This window comes from Marinobacter sediminum (assembly GCF_016820575.1).
In the GTDB taxonomy this organism is placed as follows: Bacteria; Pseudomonadota; Gammaproteobacteria; order Pseudomonadales; family Oleiphilaceae; genus Marinobacter; species Marinobacter sediminum.
Map to the genome: position 1 here is coordinate 235,158 of NZ_JAEMQH010000003.1, position 14,878 is coordinate 250,035.

Consider the following 14,878-nt stretch of genomic DNA (forward strand, 5'->3'; position numbering starts at 1 on the left):
GGTCTTCTTTTGCTCTACCGCATCATTACTTTCATCGGCGGGCTCATATTCGTCGTCGCACTTTTCGCACTGCTCTGGTTTTTCTGCAAGAAATTCCTTGAACGTCATGGGGTGACCGATCAGGTGTCGGACCGCGCCACGGCGTTGGCTACCTGGACCTTTGCCGGTATCAGTGTCGGGCTGATTTTTGCCGTGGTCGGCGCCTTCGTGCTGGGGCCTTGGGCGTTTTACCGGACCCTTCGCGGGCACGACGTAAATATCTCTGACGGGGCTGCCATCTGGTGGGGTTTTGGTATTGTCCTGGCCGCCATGGCAATCACCGGAGCCGGCTTCTTTGGCTTCTTGATGGCCGTGGGCGCCTACTGAGCCGCATCTTAAGCGATTTCTCTCAGCTGCTCCCGGAACCAGATCAGTGCCGGTTCTTTTTCATAGGCCCGGTGCCAGTACAGGTGCACATCAATGGACGGCAACTCCGCCGGCGGATCCATCAGGGTCAGGCTGGCCCGCTCGGCGATGATCCGGGCGTAGGTTTCGGGCATGGTCAGGAGCAGGTCGGTTTCCTCAACTACCCGGCAGGCCGCGAAATAGTGCTGGCAGCGCAATCGGATATCCCGCTGCACCCCCAGGCGTGAAAGCTCAAAATCCTCGATACCAGGCCCTTCCGTCCTCGACGACACCAGAACGTGCTTTGCCTTCAGATATTCTTCCATCGTCAACTTGCCCTTGGTCAGAGGGTGGTCGTTGCGGGCAATCAACACCAACCGGTCCCGCCGCAACAGCTGGTGCGATGTCTGGTTGCTGACCGGCAGTAGTACATCCACCGCAAAGTCCAGTTTTCCGGCTGCCAGCTGGGTTTCCATATCCCGTCGGGGAATCCGCTGACTGACAATCTCCAGCTCGGGGTAGGGCACCAGTCGTTTCATCAACTGCGGCAGGAAGGTGGACTCGAGAATATCCCGCAGCCCCAGTGAGTAGGTTTTGCGTTGGCTGGCCGGGTCAAAGGCGTGAAACTGGTTTACCGCACCCTGTATCTGATTAAGGCCGGGCCGCATGGACTCCAGGAACCGGCGGGCCAGTGGCGTGGGCACCATCTGGTTACCCTGCCGGGTGAACAGGGGGTCATCAAAATGGTCTCGAAGCCGCGACAGGGAGTGGCTGACCGCAGGCTGAGTCAGGTGCAGGGCCCGGGCAGCGCGGGTGAGGCTGCCTTCGCGATAGATGGTGTCGAAGACGTGCAGCAGGTTCAGGTCGAGGCGATTCAGAGCCATGTTGAAATCCGTGTCAGTGAATAAGCATGGGTAATGATAAAGGATAAGAATAATTCAGTCGCGTAATAGTTTGGCGGGTCCTAGACTGGCTCCATTGTGATCAATTCAATGCACCAGCCGTCAGGATTTTAGCGAGGATAGGGCGATGGATTTCAATATTTCCGAACGGGGCCAGGATTATCTCAAACGCGTAAAGGCGTTTATGGTCGACGAGATTTTTCCGATTGAGGCGCAGTATCACAAGGAACTGGCGTCCCAGGACAACCGCTGGGTGGTTCTCCCGATCATCAAGGAGCTGAAGGAGAAGGCCAAGGCCCAGGGTCTGTGGAACATGTTCTTCCCGGATGAGAAACACGGCTGTGGCCTGCTCAATTCCGATTATGCCCTGATTGCCGAGGAAACTGGCCGCAGTTTCATCGCCCCGGAGATCTTTAACTGCAATGCGCCGGATACCGGCAACATGGAGGTGCTGATCCACTACGGTTCCGAGGAACAGAAAGCCGAATGGCTGCCGCGCCTGATGAGCGGCGAGATCCGGTCGGCATTCTGCATGACCGAGCCGGGCGTGGCCTCTTCCGATGCCACCAATATGGAAGCCACCGCCGTGGTTGAGGGTGATGAGGTGGTGCTAAACGGCCGTAAGTGGTGGAGCACGGGTATCGGTCACCCGGACTGCAAGGTCGCCATCTTCATGGGCATGACCGATCCGGATGCCCAAAAGCATCGTCGTCATTCGATGGTTCTGGTGCCGCTGGATACGCCGGGCGTTCGCATTGAGCGTATGCTTCCGGTTTTTGGCGAGTATGATGAACCTTATGGCCATGGCGAGGTGGTTTTCGACAATGTCCGCCTGCCCAAGAGTGCCTTTATTGCCGGGCCGGGTCGCGGTTTTGAGATTGCCCAAGGGCGTTTGGGGCCAGGCCGGGTGCACCACTGCATGCGTGCCATCGGTGCTGCGGAGCGTACGCTGGAGTTGCTGATCAAACGTGCCACCAGCCGTGAGGCGTTTGGCCGGCCGATTGCCAAGCTGGGCGGTAACCCGGACATCATCGCCAATGCCCGCATGTCTATTGAGCAGGCGCGCCTGCTGACTCTGAAATGCGCCTGGGCGCTGGATACCAAGGGCATTGCTGGTGCGCTGCAGGAGGTTTCGATGATCAAGGCGGTCATTCCGGCGATGCTGCAGACCATTGTTGATCAGGCTATTCAGATTCACGGTGGCGCAGGTGTCAGCGATGACGACTTCCCGCTGACTCAGTTGTTTGCCTATGCTCGGGTTCTGAGGTTGGCGGATGGGCCCGATGAGGTGCATCGGGCTATGGTGGCTCGTCTTGAGTTGGCCAAATATAAGAACAGAAATTCCTGAGCCTGAGGGGTGGAACTGGCGGGTGGCTATTTCTGAAACCCGCTCAAGCACGTCCATGTGACGCTTGAGCTCCGCCATCCATGGCTCCGCACAGTTTCAGAAATAGCCACCCGCCAGCTCCTTCATGTTTTGGAGTTGGCTTCGTTTTAAATAACACGTGACGGATAAACTATGACTCAAAGAATCTTTATTACAGGCGGTGCTAGTGGGCTTGGTCGTGCGATTGCACTGCGCTATGCCAAAGAGGGTGCCAAGGTTTGCATCGGTGATATTAATCCGGAGCAGGGTGCCGCTGTTGAGCAGGAGATTAACAACGCCGGTGGCGAAGGTTACTTCGTGGAGTGCGATGTTCGCCGCCTGACGGATCTTGAGAAGATTTGTGACGACCTGACTGCCAAGTGGGGCGGTGTCGATGTAGTGGTTAACAATGCCGGGGTGGCTTCCGCCGGGTCGATTGAAGACACCACCATGGCGGACTGGGAATGGATTCTGGATATCAACGTGCTGGGCGTGGTTCGTGGCTGCAAGGCCTTTACGCCGCAGTTCAAGAAGCAGGGTTCAGGTGCGTTTGTGAATATCGCCTCCATGGCTGGTCTAATGCTGGCACCGCTGATGGATAGCTACAATGTCTCCAAGGCGGGTGTTATCGCTCTGTCCGAAACCCTAAGCCAGGAGCTGCGGGATGACGGTATCCACGTTAGCTGTGTCTGCCCGGCGTTTTTCCAGACCAATCTGGCCAGCAGCATGCGTTCCGACCTGCCGGGTATTCAGCAGAACGTGAACAAGCTGATGAAGCGCTCCAGCATTACTGCTGAAGATGTCGCTGAAGACATCATGCGGTCGGTACAAGACAAGAGCTTCTGGGTGCTGCCCCACGCCAAAGAGCGCCGCATGTGGATGGTTAAACGGCATGCGCCCAAGGCGTTTGACTGGTTGATGCATCAGGAAAGCAAGCGCTGGATGAACAAGATGGGCGGTAAGGCCAAAGCCTGAACGATTGGAAAGACGAGAGGAGAGTCCTGAATGACCCAGATTGATCAGGCAAAGGATGTCCGCGAAGGTGAAGAGCTGGATGTGGCGGTCGTTGATCGCTTCATGAAGCAGGCAATTCCCGATCTCAGCGGTGAACCTGAAATCCGGCAGTACCCGGGCGGTGCCTCCAACCTGACCTACCAGGTGGATTATGGCGAGCGCTCGTTCGTGCTGCGCCGGCCGCCCTTCGGCAAGATCGCCAAGTCCGCACACGACATGCTGCGCGAAGCCAAGGTAATGCAGGCATTGAAGCCAGTTTATCCTTATGTGCCCAACATCATTGCCATTTGTGACGACCACGATGTCCTCGGTTGTGATTTTTACGTGATGGAGCGCTTGAAGGGCATCATTCTGCGTCAGGATTTCCCGGAAGGTTTTGACCTGAGCGAAGCGGACACCCGCAAGCTGTGCGTGAATGTGATCGACAAGCTGGTGGACCTGCACCGGGTGGATGCCCAGGCAGCTGGCCTGGACAAGCTAGGCAAGGGCGCCGGCTACGTGCAGCGCCAGATCGGCGGCTGGAGTGATCGGTTCCGCAAGGCGCGCACTGAGGATGTCGGCGATTTTGAAGAAGTCATGGCATGGCTCAACGACAAGATGCCGGACGACATTGCCCAGGTGGTGATTCACAACGACTACCGGTTCGACAACGTAGTGCTTAACCCAGACAACCCGTTTGAGGTGGTGGGCGTTCTCGATTGGGAAATGGCGACCATCGGCGATCCGCTCATGGACCTGGGCAACAGTCTGGCGTACTGGATTGAAGCTGACGACGAAGGCCCGTTCCAGATGCTGCGGCGCCAGCCTACTCATCGTCCGGGCATGCTGAGCCGCAAGGAAGTGGTGGAGTACTACATGGAGAAGTCCGGTTTCCGGGTCGATAACTTCGATTTCTATGAGATCTACGGGCTGTTCCGGCTGGCGGTTATCGTCCAGCAGATTTACTACCGCTTCTACCACGGCCAGACCAAGGACAAGCGCTTTGCCGCCTTTGGCCACGCGGCCAATTACCTGGAGAAGCGTTGTCAGCGTCTGATTTCAGAGAGTTCCCTGTAATGGCGACGGTCTATCTGGTGCGCCATGGCCAGGCCAGTTTTGGCAAGGCCAACTACGATCAGCTCTCGCCCACCGGGTGGGAGCAGGGCCGGGTACTGGGGCGCTGGCTGGCCAATCGGTTGACCCTGGGTGCGGTCTTCGGCGGCAATCTTGAGCGCCACCGGGAGACGGTCGAAGCCATCACCACCGGCTTTGGCAGTCAGCTGCCTGATATGCAGGTAACCCCGGGCTTTAACGAGTTCGACCACAACGAGGTGGTTAACCGCTATCGGCCAGAGTGGGAAGATCGCGAGATCATGACCCGTGACCTCAGGGCGTTTCCGAAACCTGCCAAGGCCTTCCAGGAAGCCTTTGTTCAGGCGGTTCGGCGCTGGGCCTCGGGGCAGCACGATAGCGATTATTCGGAAACCTGGCCCGGGTTTAAGGCCAGGGTGCTGCAGGCGTTCGAGGAGATGGTCGAGTATGCCGATGGCAGTGACGTTCTGGTGGCCACCTCCGGTGGTCCTATCTCGGTGATCTGCCAGGAGCTCCTTGGGTTGGATGATGCCCGTGCACTGGGGCTGAACGAGGTGATTGCCAACACCAGCGTTACCCGTGTGCTTTATTCCGGCCCCCGTCGCAGCCTGTCTGTGTTTAACAACTACAGTCACCTGGAAGCGGAGGATCCCGCCCTGGTGACGTTCCGATAACAATTGAGGTAAACGAATGAGCAGCAAAGACCTGTTTGATCTGACCGGCAAGGTGGCGCTGATTACCGGTGCCAGCCGGGGCATTGGTGAAAGCATTGCCCGCACCCTGGCCAACTATGGCGCCCATGTGATTGTCAGCAGTCGCAAGATTGATGGTTGTGAAGCCGTAGCGGGCAGCATCCGCGAAGCCGGTGGCAGCGCCGAAGCACATGCCTGCCACATTGGTGAGATGGATCAGATTGAGGGTATCTGGGCGCACATCGAGAAAACCCACGGCAAGCTGGACATTCTGGTCAACAACGCGGCCGCCAACCCTTACTTCGGGCCGATTGAAGATACGGATCTGGGTGCGTTCAATAAAACCGTGGATGTGAACATCCGGGGTTATTTCTTCATGTGTGCCCGAGGCGCACAAATGATGAAGAAAGCCGGTGGTGGCGCGATTGTGAATGTGGCGTCAGTGAACGGGGTGAACCCCGGTCATTACCAGGGCATCTACTCGGTCACCAAGGCGGCGGTTATCTCCATGACCAAGTCGTTCGCCATGGAGCTGGGCCAGCAGAACATCCGGGTGAACGCACTGCTGCCAGGCCTGACCGACACCAAGTTTGCCAGTGCCCTGACCACCAACGAAGCCATCAAGAAGCAGGCCATGGCTCACATTCCCATGAAGCGGGTGGCCGATCCTGACGAAATGGCTGGCACGGTGCTGTATCTGGTGTCTGGCGCATCAAGCTACACCACGGGCGCCTGCATCAACGCTGACGGTGGTTACCTGACCATCTAAACGGTTAGCTCTCAGCGATTTCGGGCCCGGGCGAGCAGGTCAGAGCCTCGAAATCGCGGTTGAGTTCAGCGGTCCGGTTTTCCAGATGGGCCAGCTGGACCGTGTCGCCTGCTGCTACCACATCATGGATCAGGGTGTTCAGGGCGACTCTGCTGCGCTCCATCATGGTCTCGTATTCCTCTCCCCGTATCGATGTTGACTCGTTCAGCAGGCGTGCAACCTCCTGTTCAAATCCCGGTTCCTGGCGCCGTTCCAGCGCATCAAGGAAGGCTAGCTGCCAGTTGCGACGGCCTTGCAGCCAGATTTCGGTCTGGCGATCGCGTTGCTCTGACCAGCGGGTAACGATGGCTTGCTGGTTGTCGTTCAAATCGCCCAGCCAGCGTTCCAGTCTTTCCGAGGTGCGTTCAGCGCGGGCTGCCGCGGTGGCGGTGGGATCCTCTCCTAGATACTCTTGCTCCAGTTCGCGCTGACGTTCTGCCATGTTGTCGGTCAGCTCGCGCACCTGGGCATCATTCAAGCTGGCAAGCAGCCTGCTCGCGATCGGCGTGGCCCTGGAGAGTAATGGCGGGAAGAAGCCCAGGAGCTCATCCTGATGTTCTGAGAGAACCTCAGGTGTGATGTTTTGCTGGCGGACATCGGTTTCCAGTGTGTCCAGCCACACCTGATATTTGGGCAGTTCGGTGGCGCAGTGCCAACCCCGGAGGTCGTCCAGGTCGTCGTACAATTGTGTTTTCTGGGCATCAGTCAGGGTGACGTAATCCTCGACCCACCAGACAACGCCCCAGTCCGCGTAGCGGTAGGCCATACGCGTTGAGCTGCAGCCGGACAAAGCGACAATTGCGACGAGCAGCAATGTGCTCCAGACGAGGGTTTTAGTCGGTGCGGCGGAATGCCTGTTCATAATTCACCCTGTGGCCAGCGGAGCGGGCTGCTTGAAACGAGTGCTCGCAAAAAGTTCGCAGGCTTACTAGCATGCGCTGTTCCTATCCTGTCAGTGTACGGTATTTAGTGTAATTCAGATGCGGCTCCAGACCAGGTTGGGGCCCAACGGGAGATAGTATGAGCAAGTTCAAGCCTGCGCGGGTCCGACAGCTGGTTTTCGGTATCTATATGTCCGGCATTATGTCGTTTCTGATGTCTGGTGTTATCACCTGGCTCAACACCGGTATTGATTCCGGGTATCCCGCTCGCTGGACTGCGGCATGGCTGGTCGCCTGGGCGGTGGCGTTTCCTCTGGTAACCTTCATTGCGCCGCTGGCGGCAAAATTAACCGAGTTCACCCTCCGGCGCTTTGAGCCCTGAGGTTCCACCACTGCCTATCTGTTCAATTGTTAAAAACTGTTAAACCGTTTTGTTTGGGTGTCCGTGAATCGCAGTGATTCATAGTTCAGGTTTTCAACCACTGCAGATGCGAACAACCTTTTCGGGTAACTACCTCAGCAATCGAGGCACAGTGGCAATGAACACCAAATTTACCTTACTTCTAGCAACGGCCGGCTCTGTGCTCTTTTCCGGCTGTTTTGACGGCGATAGTTCAAAGGACGCCAGCGTCCGGATAGTTCACGCATCATCGGACGCACCTGCAGTAAATGTGCGCGTCAACAACACCACGGTTTTGTCCGGCGCTGACTACAAACAGGCCGCGGAACTGACTCCAAGGGCGGGGTCTTCCACCATTGCCATCGACTTCACCACCACAGTCATAGAAACTGATGCCTCCCTCCGGTTTGATACCCACTACGACGTGATTGCCGTGGGCAAAGTCGGCGACAGCAGCATTTCGCCTCTGGTGCTGGCCGGGATGGCAGTCGGAGTTCTTCGACGTCCGTCAGGCTCCGTGTTGCCCATCTGTCGCCTGATGCCGAGGCTGGAAGAGAGCATGGCCAGTGTTGCTACAGTCACGCTACTGGATGATTTCGTAACACCCTGGTGCTGACAAGCGGGGCGATCCCGCCATAAACGAAAAGCCCCGGTTTGACCGGGGCTTTTTTATTGAATTGAGGTTTCCGGCTTACTGGAACCGGAGTCGGCCCGCGAGAAGGCAGTGCCAGTCGGTGGCCGGTAGTGCAGCGAGTACAGAACCCGGTCCAGAACCGCCTGGCCGTTCCAGGCAGGGTCATTGTTAACCATGCCAACTACCGCCCAGGTGGTGTTGTGTTCATCCCGGGTGAAGCCCGCTATGGAGCGAACATCTTCCAGGTAACCGGTCTTGATCCGGCCACTGCCGTCCATGCCGGTGTTTCGCAACCGGCGCGCCATGGTGCCATCCATCGCGATGATGGGCATGGAGGCCATCAGGTCGGCGGAAAACGGGCTGTTCCAGGCGTGTTGCAGCAGTTGAGCACCCTGACGCGCGGTAATGCGGCCATGGCGAGTGAGGCCAGCGCCGTTATCGATCACCATGCCAGCGGTGTTGATGCCTTTCTTCTCGAGCCAGTCGTAAATCACCCGAATGCCGGCAACCCGGTCATCATCCTCATCGTCCAGCCGGTTCTCGGCCCCGATATTCAGCAACATCTGGCGCGCCATCACGTTGCTGCTCCATTTGTTGATGTCGCGCACCATGGCGACCAGATCAGGAGAGGTGGTCTTCATGATCAGGCGAGCTTCTTCAGGAGTTTCGCCGGTGCCGTTAGCGCCCATGACTGCAACGCCGGTTTCCGCAAGCATCGACCGGATCAGGGCGGCGCTGTATTGGTCATGGGGCATCAACGACAGGTAACGGGTAGTTCGACAGCCCTGGGGCAGGGAACCGGTCACTCGAACGGTCACCTTGTTGTCATCGTGGAAGATGGGGTCCCACTCGAAGCTTCGGCGGCTGGGGCAGGCACCTTCTGCGATTGCAGTGACGCGGTTATCGATCACTACATCGGTCAGTTCCGGCACACTCCAGGCCTGAGTGCCGCGTTCGTCGGCACGCACCTGGAAATGCAGCAAGTTCAGGTTGGTCAGGTAGGGTGACGGTTCCACCAGAAATGGCGCGTAAGGGTTGTCGCCATTGTCTTCGAATTGGGGGAAACCGCCGTCAATTCTGAAATAGCTGCCGTCCAGAATCAGATCGCCTTTAACGGTGGTAATCCCCATGCTGCGCAGCTCCCGCAGGGTGCTCCACAGGCGTTCGATGGTGAGCTTGGGGTCACCACCAAAGCGCACGTACAGGTTGCCGTTAAGGGTATCGCCGACCATATCGCCGTCAGTCAGAAAATCGGTATCCCAATGGTGGCTGGGGCCGAGGATTTCCAGGGCGGCGTAGGTGGTGACCAGCTTCATAATGGAGCCAGGGCTCATCAGCTCGTCGGCATTGATGTACTGCTCGATGCCCGGTCCGTTGAGGGGAATAGCGGCAACACTCAGGGCGTTCTCGGCGTCCAGGGACTTGGCAGCGTAGTCACGAACCTGGTTGCTCCAGACTCGGGCCGACGAAAAACCGCCATCGTCCTTGTCGAGGGCCAACAGGGCAGGGCTGGCGGCCAATGCAAGCGCAGAACCTGCGGCGATGACCGAACGTTTGAAAAACGAGCTCTTGTCTCTTGCCTTGTGAGCGCGCGGCATACCCGGATTACCCTGATGAAGATGGTTGGATTCTTATTCCTCAACAATAGCCCATCTTTGCTGCGCGTACTATGCAGAAAACCTATACATGACGTTAAAAAATGGCAGTAGAGTCATTGTTTGTATTGATTTTTTGTGACTTCCTGTAAGTGGCCTTTTGAATCATGAACTTGCTGACTGCGATAAGCGCTGGCGGGCCAATGGAAAACCGGCCGATGGCATGATATTTAATAGAAACACTAACTGAAGGTTTTAAGCTATGCCCAACATACTCGCCCATAACGTCAACGTGCTTGGATCCGTGACAACCTCGTCTCTGTCAGCCTGGCGGGGCTGCATGGTTGTCCAGAAGTGCGTACAGCCCGAGCTGCCTATCGTTCTGTACGACATGGAGGCCTGCCCGTTTTGTCGGCGTGTCCGCGAGGCCTTCACGGCGCTGCATCTGGACGTGGAGATCCGTCCGTGCCCGAAGGGTGGCCAGCGTTTCCGGGCTGAGGCCGCCGAAATCGGAGGCAAGCAGCAATTCCCGCTGTTGGTGGACAAAAACACCGACACCGTGATGTATGAATCTAACGACATCGTGGCCTATCTATTCCGGGAATACGCAGGGCGTTCAGTCCCGAAGTTTTACCGGGGCAAGCCCTGGCAGCCGGCGGTGGGTTCAGTGGCATCGGCTGTCAGTGCCTTGCGGGGTTTCAGAGCCAGGGCCAGTAGCCAGCCAGCGCAACCGTTGCACCTGTGGAGTTTTGAGGGCAGCCCTTTTTCGCGTCTGGTTAGGGAGCGGCTGTGCGAGCTCGAGATCCCTTACACGTTGCATAACCTGGGCAAGGAGCACTGGACCGAAATCGGGCCAGCAGCGCAGCGCCTGAAGCCGGGGCCCTATACACCGATTCCAGGCGGCAAACGGGACGTCTTCTTCCAGCAACACAGGCGGGTACAGGTTCCCTATCTGGAAGATCCGAATACGAATGAAGGATTGTTCGAGTCAGCACGGATTCTGAAGTATCTGGAGACCCACTACGGGGCCTGACGCCCGTCCAACAGGTGGGTACTGTGCGCAAGGGCGCGGGAGGAGGGCCAGATATGGCGGTGCGTCTAACACGAAGGCAGCTCCTGATTGGCGCGGGTATCTCCGCGGTCGCACTGAAATCCCCGGGTTTGTTTGCGGATCTGGCGGACGGCACTGCCGCTTCTCCGATCTCACGCACCATCCCTTCAACCAGCGAATCCGTGCCCGCTATAGGCATGGGCACCTGGATTACCTTCAACGTTGGCAGCGACGCCGATCTCATTGAGAGCCGAACAGAGGTACTAAAAACGTTCCTGGATCGCGGTGGCAGCGTGGTCGACTGTTCGCCCATGTACGGGACGTCAGCTGATAATCTGGGTAAGGCGTTGAACGCGCTACAGGCGCATGATCAGGTTTTTGCCGCAACAAAGATCTGGACGGCTGATGAATCGGCTACCCGGGCGCAGGCTGAATCGTCCCGTAATAGATGGGGGGTAGCCCGTTTTGACCTGTTACAGGTACACAACCTGTTGGGTTGGCGGGGGCATCTTGAAACCCTCAAGGAAATGAAGGCCCGTGGCGAATTCCGTTACCTTGGAATCACTACCTCCCATGGCCGGCGTCACGATGAACTCGCTCGGATTATGGCTACTGAACCACTGGATTTCGTGCAGCTAACCTACAACGTCTTGGATCGGGAGGCGGAATCGAAGCTACTGGGGCTGGCCCGTGAGCGGGGGATTGCCGTGATGGTGAACCGGCCGTTCCAGGGGAGCGCGTTGTTTCGGCGGGTGCAGTCGGAGACTTTGCCACCCTGGTCGGCGGAGGCTGGGATCAGCAGCTGGGCAGAGTTTTTCCTGAAGTTCGTGATTTCCCACCCGGCGGTCACGTGTGCCATTCCGGCTACCTCGCAGGTGGCTCACATGCAGCAGAATATGGCAGCGATGTACGGGGAGCTGCCCAGCGAATCGCTCCGGCAGCGGATGGCGACATTTGTGAGATCGCTGTGACGGATGTCGACTGGCTGAGCTATTCCTTGCAGGATTTTCTGATGTTCGGGCCGCAGGTATTTCCTCGCCTGTTCATCCGGCTTAATCAGGATATCTGGCCCTGGCAACTGCTCATCGTGCCGCTGGCGTTGGTGGTGCCCTGGTGGATGTGCCGGCCAGCGCCCGCATTGCGTCGCTTGGCAGTGTGGTTGGTTGCCGCGGCCTGGATTGGCAGTGGGGCCGGCTTCCTGGTCCGCTATTTTGGCGAAATAAACTGGCCGGCGGTCTGGTTTGGCTGGGCTTTCGTGGCTCAAGGATTATTAATGGCAGGTCTGGGCACCTTCTGTCGCCTGAAGGCGATTCCGAAGGGCCGAGCCGGGGCGTTTTCAGGGCTCTGGCTGACCAGCGTGGTGGTGCTGCCCTGGGTGCCGGTGTTGCAGTCCGGAGAGCTGGCGGCACTGGCGGTGTTTGGGCTAACGCCGGACGTCACCCTTGCCGCCAGTTCGCTGGTATTGGCGATGATGCCCAGGGTGTTGCTCTGGTCGTTGCTGCCAATCCCGCTGTTTTGGGTGCTGTTCAGCGCGGCCACCTATTGGGCGTTACAGATGGTTTGGCTCCTGCTGCTACCGGCGGCCACGCTCATTGTTTTCGCCCTGTGCTTCTGGCTCAGTCCCAGTTCGGCGCGAAGCCGGGATCGGCAATCCGTTCACCGCGATCCAGTTCGTCGATAGCGCGAATCTCTTCCTCGCTCAGCGTGATGTTCAACGCATCGAGGTTGGCTTTCTGGTGCGCGGGGCGAGTGGATGACGGAATCGGCACTATGCCTCTGGACGCAACCCAGGCGATGGCAATCTGAGCCGGCGTTGCGTTGTGTGCCTGGCCGATGCGCTGGAGCGTTTCATCCTCTATTACCTTACCGACGGCCAGCGGCATGTAACCGGTCACGGTAATGCCGAGTTTCTGGGCATGTTCAACCACCTTGCGGTTGGCGAGGAACGGGTGCACCTCCACTTGGTTGGTCAAGAGCGCGCCTTCTCCCAGAATCTCAACAGCTTCATCCATTTGGGCGCAGGTGAAGTTTGAAATGCCAATGTGCGTGGTCAGGCCTTCTCGCTGAGCGTCCCGCAGGGCATTGAGATACTCCGCCATGGGGACTTCGTCATCCGGAGAAGGCCAGTGGATCAGCGTCAGATCGACGTGGTCAGTCTTCAGGCGAGCCAGGCTGTCATGCAGACTGTTGATCAGGTCGCTGGCGCGAAGCTGGTCGTGCCAGATCTTGGTGGTCAGAAAGATTTCACGACGGGGAATGCCACTGGAGGTAATGCCATCGCCAACTTCCGCCTCGTTCTCGTACATCTGGGCGGTATCGATGTGTCGATAACCCAGAGACAGGGCACTTTTAACGGCATCTCGCGCATCATTGCCTTTCAGCCGGAAAGTTCCCATGCCGATGTTCGGAAGTGTGCTGAATGACATACGTTCCTCCTGTTCGTTCTGTGTGATCTTAAGATGGTGCCGGCGCGCTGGTTCTTCAAGTGGCCGCCGGGTATCATCGGCGCTGAATTGATTCGACCCGCTGAACCGAGAGAGATTCCCATGTTTACCGGCCAATGCCTGTGCGGCGACATTACCTTTGAATACGACGGCCCGCTCGGACCGATTTCTTTGTGTCACTGCAGTCAGTGTCGACGGGCCCACGGCAGCGCTTTTTCGGCCAGTTCACCGGTCCGGAAAGTCCACTTCCAGTACCTGACCGGTGAAGAGCGGGTCACCGAATTTGAATCCCGCCCTGGCAAATACCGGGCTTTCTGCAATCGCTGTGGCAGTCACCTGTACAGCCGCCTTGATGCAATCCCTGGAATCCTGCGCCTGCGGATTGGCGTCATCAACGAACCGCTGGAAAAAGGTCCGTCCCGACACATTTACGTCGGTTCCAAGTCAGACTGGTTCGACATAACTGACGATTTGCCCCAGTTCGAGAAAACAGAGCGCACGAACGATCCTCACTGAGCGGGAACCAGACGGTAAACTTTGCCTTCGGGCGCATCGGTGAGTAGCCAAAGCGCGCCTTCCGGTCCCATCCGAACATCCCGGATGCGCGCGCCCAGGTCTGTTAGCAAATCCTGCTCTTCAACGACTTCGCCCTCTTTTATTCTCAGCCGTACCAGTTTCCGCATCTTCAGTGCGCCAACAAACAAGTCGCCGCGCCACTCCGGGATCTGCGAGCCGGTGTAAAACGCCATACCTGAGGGCGCAATGGATGGGTCCCAGTAGTGCAGGGGCTGGGCCATACCCTCCTTTTGCGTATCCATGGTGATAGGCAGCCCGGAATAGTCGATACCGTAGGTGATCTCTGGCCAGCCATAGTTTGTGCCGGCACTCAGAATGTTGATCTCGTCGCCGCCCCTCGGGCCATGCTCGTGGGTCCATACGGCTCCGGTGTCCGGGTGTACCGTCATGCCCTGAATGTTGCGGTTGCCCCAGGTGAAAAACGAGTCGTTGATGCGAGGGTTGTCGAGCTCGGGGTTGTCCGGCGCGGGTTCGCCATCAATGGTGATCCGGTGCACGCCACCGGCGTCGTCCGATGTATCCTGGGCGCGATCCATTTCCCCCCGATCCCCGACCGCAATGTAGAGATTTCCGCTTTCATCGAACGCCATGCGCCCTGCGAAGTGGCGGTTCTTCCCAGACCGGGGCGTGGCCTCGAAGATCACCTCAACGTTGTACAAACGCTTTTCTTCCAGCGTTGCCCGGGCAACCCGGGTCGTCATGCCGTCACGATCGCGGTGCGAGTAACTCAGGAACAGCGTGCGGTTATTGGCAAACTCGGGATGAAGCAACACGTCCAGAAGGCCACCCTGGCCAGACACCACCAGATCAGGTACGCCGGTAATTGGCTCCGGAACCAGTTTGCCATTGCGGATCATCCGAAGCCTGCCGGCACGCTCGGTCACCAGCAGTGAGCCGTCGGGAAGAAAAGCCAGGCTCCAGGGGTGCTCCAGACCGGTGGCAACGGTGTCCAGTCGGAAGCTTACATCACTCGATGAAAAGGTCTGGCCAAAGGCACAGGGCAGGGCCGCAAGGTAGACGCAGCAGGCCGCTGCCAGAGATTTTATTGAGGGCATCGGGA

The 14,878-nt window shown here is 57.9% G+C and carries 17 protein-coding genes; 12 read left to right on the top strand and 5 right to left on the bottom strand.

Features of this window, described 5'->3' with window-relative positions:
- Positions 1 to 9: 9 nt before the first annotated feature.
- Positions 10 to 366 carry a hypothetical protein gene (locus FGO67_RS14565; RefSeq protein WP_203301406.1) on the top strand — a complete coding sequence of 119 codons (357 nt, stop codon included), beginning with the start codon at positions 10 to 12 and terminating at the stop codon, positions 364 to 366.
- A gap of 8 nt (positions 367 to 374) precedes the next feature.
- Here the strand turns inward: FGO67_RS14565 and FGO67_RS14570 are convergent, their stop codons facing one another.
- On the bottom strand, positions 375 to 1,268 hold the full coding sequence (locus FGO67_RS14570) for a LysR family transcriptional regulator (RefSeq protein WP_203301407.1): 894 nt from the start codon (positions 1,266 to 1,268) through the stop codon (positions 375 to 377).
- A 145-nt stretch (positions 1,269 to 1,413) separates the two neighbouring features.
- On the opposite strand from FGO67_RS14570, the gene FGO67_RS14575 reads away from it, so the two are divergent.
- The 5 genes from FGO67_RS14575 (at position 1,414) to FGO67_RS14595 (ending at position 6,198) form a co-directional block, all read left to right on the top strand.
- Positions 1,414 to 2,634 carry an acyl-CoA dehydrogenase family protein gene (locus tag FGO67_RS14575; RefSeq protein ID WP_203301408.1) on the top strand — a complete coding sequence of 407 codons (1,221 nt, stop codon included), beginning with the start codon at positions 1,414 to 1,416 and terminating at the stop codon, positions 2,632 to 2,634.
- Positions 2,635 to 2,805: 171 nt separating this feature from the next.
- Complete coding sequence (locus tag FGO67_RS14580) at positions 2,806 to 3,627, top strand: SDR family oxidoreductase (RefSeq protein WP_203301409.1); 822 nt, start codon at positions 2,806 to 2,808, stop codon at positions 3,625 to 3,627.
- A gap of 30 nt (positions 3,628 to 3,657) precedes the next feature.
- Positions 3,658 to 4,722 (top strand): phosphotransferase family protein, encoded by a 1,065-nt coding sequence (locus FGO67_RS14585; RefSeq protein ID WP_203301410.1) that lies wholly within the window; start codon positions 3,658 to 3,660, stop codon positions 4,720 to 4,722.
- Positions 4,722 to 5,411, top strand: coding sequence for a histidine phosphatase family protein (locus FGO67_RS14590; RefSeq protein WP_203301411.1), 690 nt, complete (start codon positions 4,722 to 4,724; stop codon positions 5,409 to 5,411). Before FGO67_RS14585 ends, FGO67_RS14590 begins: the two co-directional genes overlap by 1 nt.
- A gap of 16 nt (positions 5,412 to 5,427) precedes the next feature.
- The gene (locus tag FGO67_RS14595) at positions 5,428 to 6,198 is read left to right on the top strand and encodes an SDR family oxidoreductase (RefSeq protein ID WP_203301412.1); all 771 of its coding nucleotides are present in this window, start codon (positions 5,428 to 5,430) and stop codon (positions 6,196 to 6,198) included.
- A 4-nt stretch (positions 6,199 to 6,202) separates the two neighbouring features.
- On the opposite strand, the gene FGO67_RS14600 is transcribed toward FGO67_RS14595, so the two are convergent.
- Positions 6,203 to 7,099, bottom strand: a complete 897-nt coding sequence (locus tag FGO67_RS14600) for a DUF6279 family lipoprotein (protein ID WP_238942469.1) — start codon at positions 7,097 to 7,099, stop codon at positions 6,203 to 6,205.
- 158 nt (positions 7,100 to 7,257) lie between these two features.
- On the opposite strand from FGO67_RS14600, the gene FGO67_RS14605 reads away from it, so the two are divergent.
- Positions 7,258 to 7,500 carry a DUF2798 domain-containing protein gene (locus FGO67_RS14605; protein WP_203301413.1) on the top strand — a complete coding sequence of 81 codons (243 nt, stop codon included), beginning with the start codon at positions 7,258 to 7,260 and terminating at the stop codon, positions 7,498 to 7,500.
- 157 nt (positions 7,501 to 7,657) lie between these two features.
- Positions 7,658 to 8,134 carry a DUF4397 domain-containing protein gene (locus FGO67_RS14610; protein WP_203301414.1) on the top strand — a complete coding sequence of 159 codons (477 nt, stop codon included), beginning with the start codon at positions 7,658 to 7,660 and terminating at the stop codon, positions 8,132 to 8,134.
- 53 nt (positions 8,135 to 8,187) lie between these two features.
- Here the strand turns inward: FGO67_RS14610 and dacB are convergent, their stop codons facing one another.
- Positions 8,188 to 9,750 (bottom strand): D-alanyl-D-alanine carboxypeptidase/D-alanyl-D-alanine endopeptidase, encoded by a 1,563-nt coding sequence (dacB, locus tag FGO67_RS14615; protein WP_203301415.1) that lies wholly within the window; start codon positions 9,748 to 9,750, stop codon positions 8,188 to 8,190.
- 259 nt (positions 9,751 to 10,009) lie between these two features.
- Between dacB and FGO67_RS14620 the strand changes: the two genes are divergently transcribed.
- The 3 genes from FGO67_RS14620 to FGO67_RS14630 are packed head-to-tail and all read left to right on the top strand — an operon-like array spanning position 10,010 to position 12,479.
- A complete protein-coding gene (locus FGO67_RS14620) occupies positions 10,010 to 10,780 on the top strand; it encodes a glutathione S-transferase N-terminal domain-containing protein (protein WP_203301416.1) in 771 nt (256 codons plus the stop codon).
- A 53-nt stretch (positions 10,781 to 10,833) separates the two neighbouring features.
- Complete coding sequence (locus tag FGO67_RS14625) at positions 10,834 to 11,769, top strand: aldo/keto reductase (protein ID WP_203301417.1); 936 nt, start codon at positions 10,834 to 10,836, stop codon at positions 11,767 to 11,769.
- Positions 11,766 to 12,479, top strand: coding sequence for a hypothetical protein (locus FGO67_RS14630; protein WP_203301418.1), 714 nt, complete (start codon positions 11,766 to 11,768; stop codon positions 12,477 to 12,479). Before FGO67_RS14625 ends, FGO67_RS14630 begins: the two co-directional genes overlap by 4 nt.
- On the opposite strand, the gene dkgB is transcribed toward FGO67_RS14630, so the two are convergent.
- Entirely contained in the window at positions 12,415 to 13,224 is an 810-nt protein-coding gene (dkgB, locus tag FGO67_RS14635; RefSeq protein WP_203301419.1) for a 2,5-didehydrogluconate reductase DkgB, read from the bottom strand. The genes FGO67_RS14630 and dkgB overlap by 65 nt on opposite strands.
- 120 nt (positions 13,225 to 13,344) lie before the next feature.
- Between dkgB and FGO67_RS14640 the strand changes: the two genes are divergently transcribed.
- Positions 13,345 to 13,758, top strand: a complete 414-nt coding sequence (locus FGO67_RS14640; RefSeq protein WP_203301420.1) for a GFA family protein — start codon at positions 13,345 to 13,347, stop codon at positions 13,756 to 13,758.
- On the opposite strand, the gene FGO67_RS14645 is transcribed toward FGO67_RS14640, so the two are convergent.
- Positions 13,752 to 14,873, bottom strand: coding sequence for a PQQ-dependent sugar dehydrogenase (locus FGO67_RS14645; protein WP_203301421.1), 1,122 nt, complete (start codon positions 14,871 to 14,873; stop codon positions 13,752 to 13,754). The genes FGO67_RS14640 and FGO67_RS14645 overlap by 7 nt on opposite strands.
- Positions 14,874 to 14,878: the final 5 nt, after the last annotated feature.

What these genes read in the sequence shown, in the direction of transcription:
- dkgB (WP_203301419.1), bottom strand. Translation starts at nt 13,224, where the DNA reads ATGTCATTCAGCACACTTCCGAACATCGGCATGGGAACTTTCCGGCTG.
- FGO67_RS14640 (WP_203301420.1), top strand. Translation starts at nt 13,345, where the DNA reads ATGTTTACCGGCCAATGCCTGTGCGGCGACATTACCTTTGAATACGAC.
- FGO67_RS14645 (WP_203301421.1), bottom strand. Translation starts at nt 14,873, where the DNA reads ATGCCCTCAATAAAATCTCTGGCAGCGGCCTGCTGCGTCTACCTTGCG.
- FGO67_RS14620 (WP_203301416.1), top strand. Translation starts at nt 10,010, where the DNA reads ATGCCCAACATACTCGCCCATAACGTCAACGTGCTTGGATCCGTGACA.
- FGO67_RS14570 (WP_203301407.1), bottom strand. Translation starts at nt 1,268, where the DNA reads ATGGCTCTGAATCGCCTCGACCTGAACCTGCTGCACGTCTTCGACACC.
- FGO67_RS14605 (WP_203301413.1), top strand. Translation starts at nt 7,258, where the DNA reads ATGAGCAAGTTCAAGCCTGCGCGGGTCCGACAGCTGGTTTTCGGTATC.
- FGO67_RS14580 (WP_203301409.1), top strand. Translation starts at nt 2,806, where the DNA reads ATGACTCAAAGAATCTTTATTACAGGCGGTGCTAGTGGGCTTGGTCGT.
- FGO67_RS14625 (WP_203301417.1), top strand. Translation starts at nt 10,834, where the DNA reads ATGGCGGTGCGTCTAACACGAAGGCAGCTCCTGATTGGCGCGGGTATC.
- FGO67_RS14610 (WP_203301414.1), top strand. Translation starts at nt 7,658, where the DNA reads ATGAACACCAAATTTACCTTACTTCTAGCAACGGCCGGCTCTGTGCTC.
- FGO67_RS14600 (WP_238942469.1), bottom strand. Translation starts at nt 7,099, where the DNA reads ATGAACAGGCATTCCGCCGCACCGACTAAAACCCTCGTCTGGAGCACA.
- FGO67_RS14575 (WP_203301408.1), top strand. Translation starts at nt 1,414, where the DNA reads ATGGATTTCAATATTTCCGAACGGGGCCAGGATTATCTCAAACGCGTA.
- FGO67_RS14595 (WP_203301412.1), top strand. Translation starts at nt 5,428, where the DNA reads ATGAGCAGCAAAGACCTGTTTGATCTGACCGGCAAGGTGGCGCTGATT.
- dacB (WP_203301415.1), bottom strand. Translation starts at nt 9,750, where the DNA reads ATGCCGCGCGCTCACAAGGCAAGAGACAAGAGCTCGTTTTTCAAACGT.
- FGO67_RS14590 (WP_203301411.1), top strand. Translation starts at nt 4,722, where the DNA reads ATGGCGACGGTCTATCTGGTGCGCCATGGCCAGGCCAGTTTTGGCAAG.
- FGO67_RS14585 (WP_203301410.1), top strand. Translation starts at nt 3,658, where the DNA reads ATGACCCAGATTGATCAGGCAAAGGATGTCCGCGAAGGTGAAGAGCTG.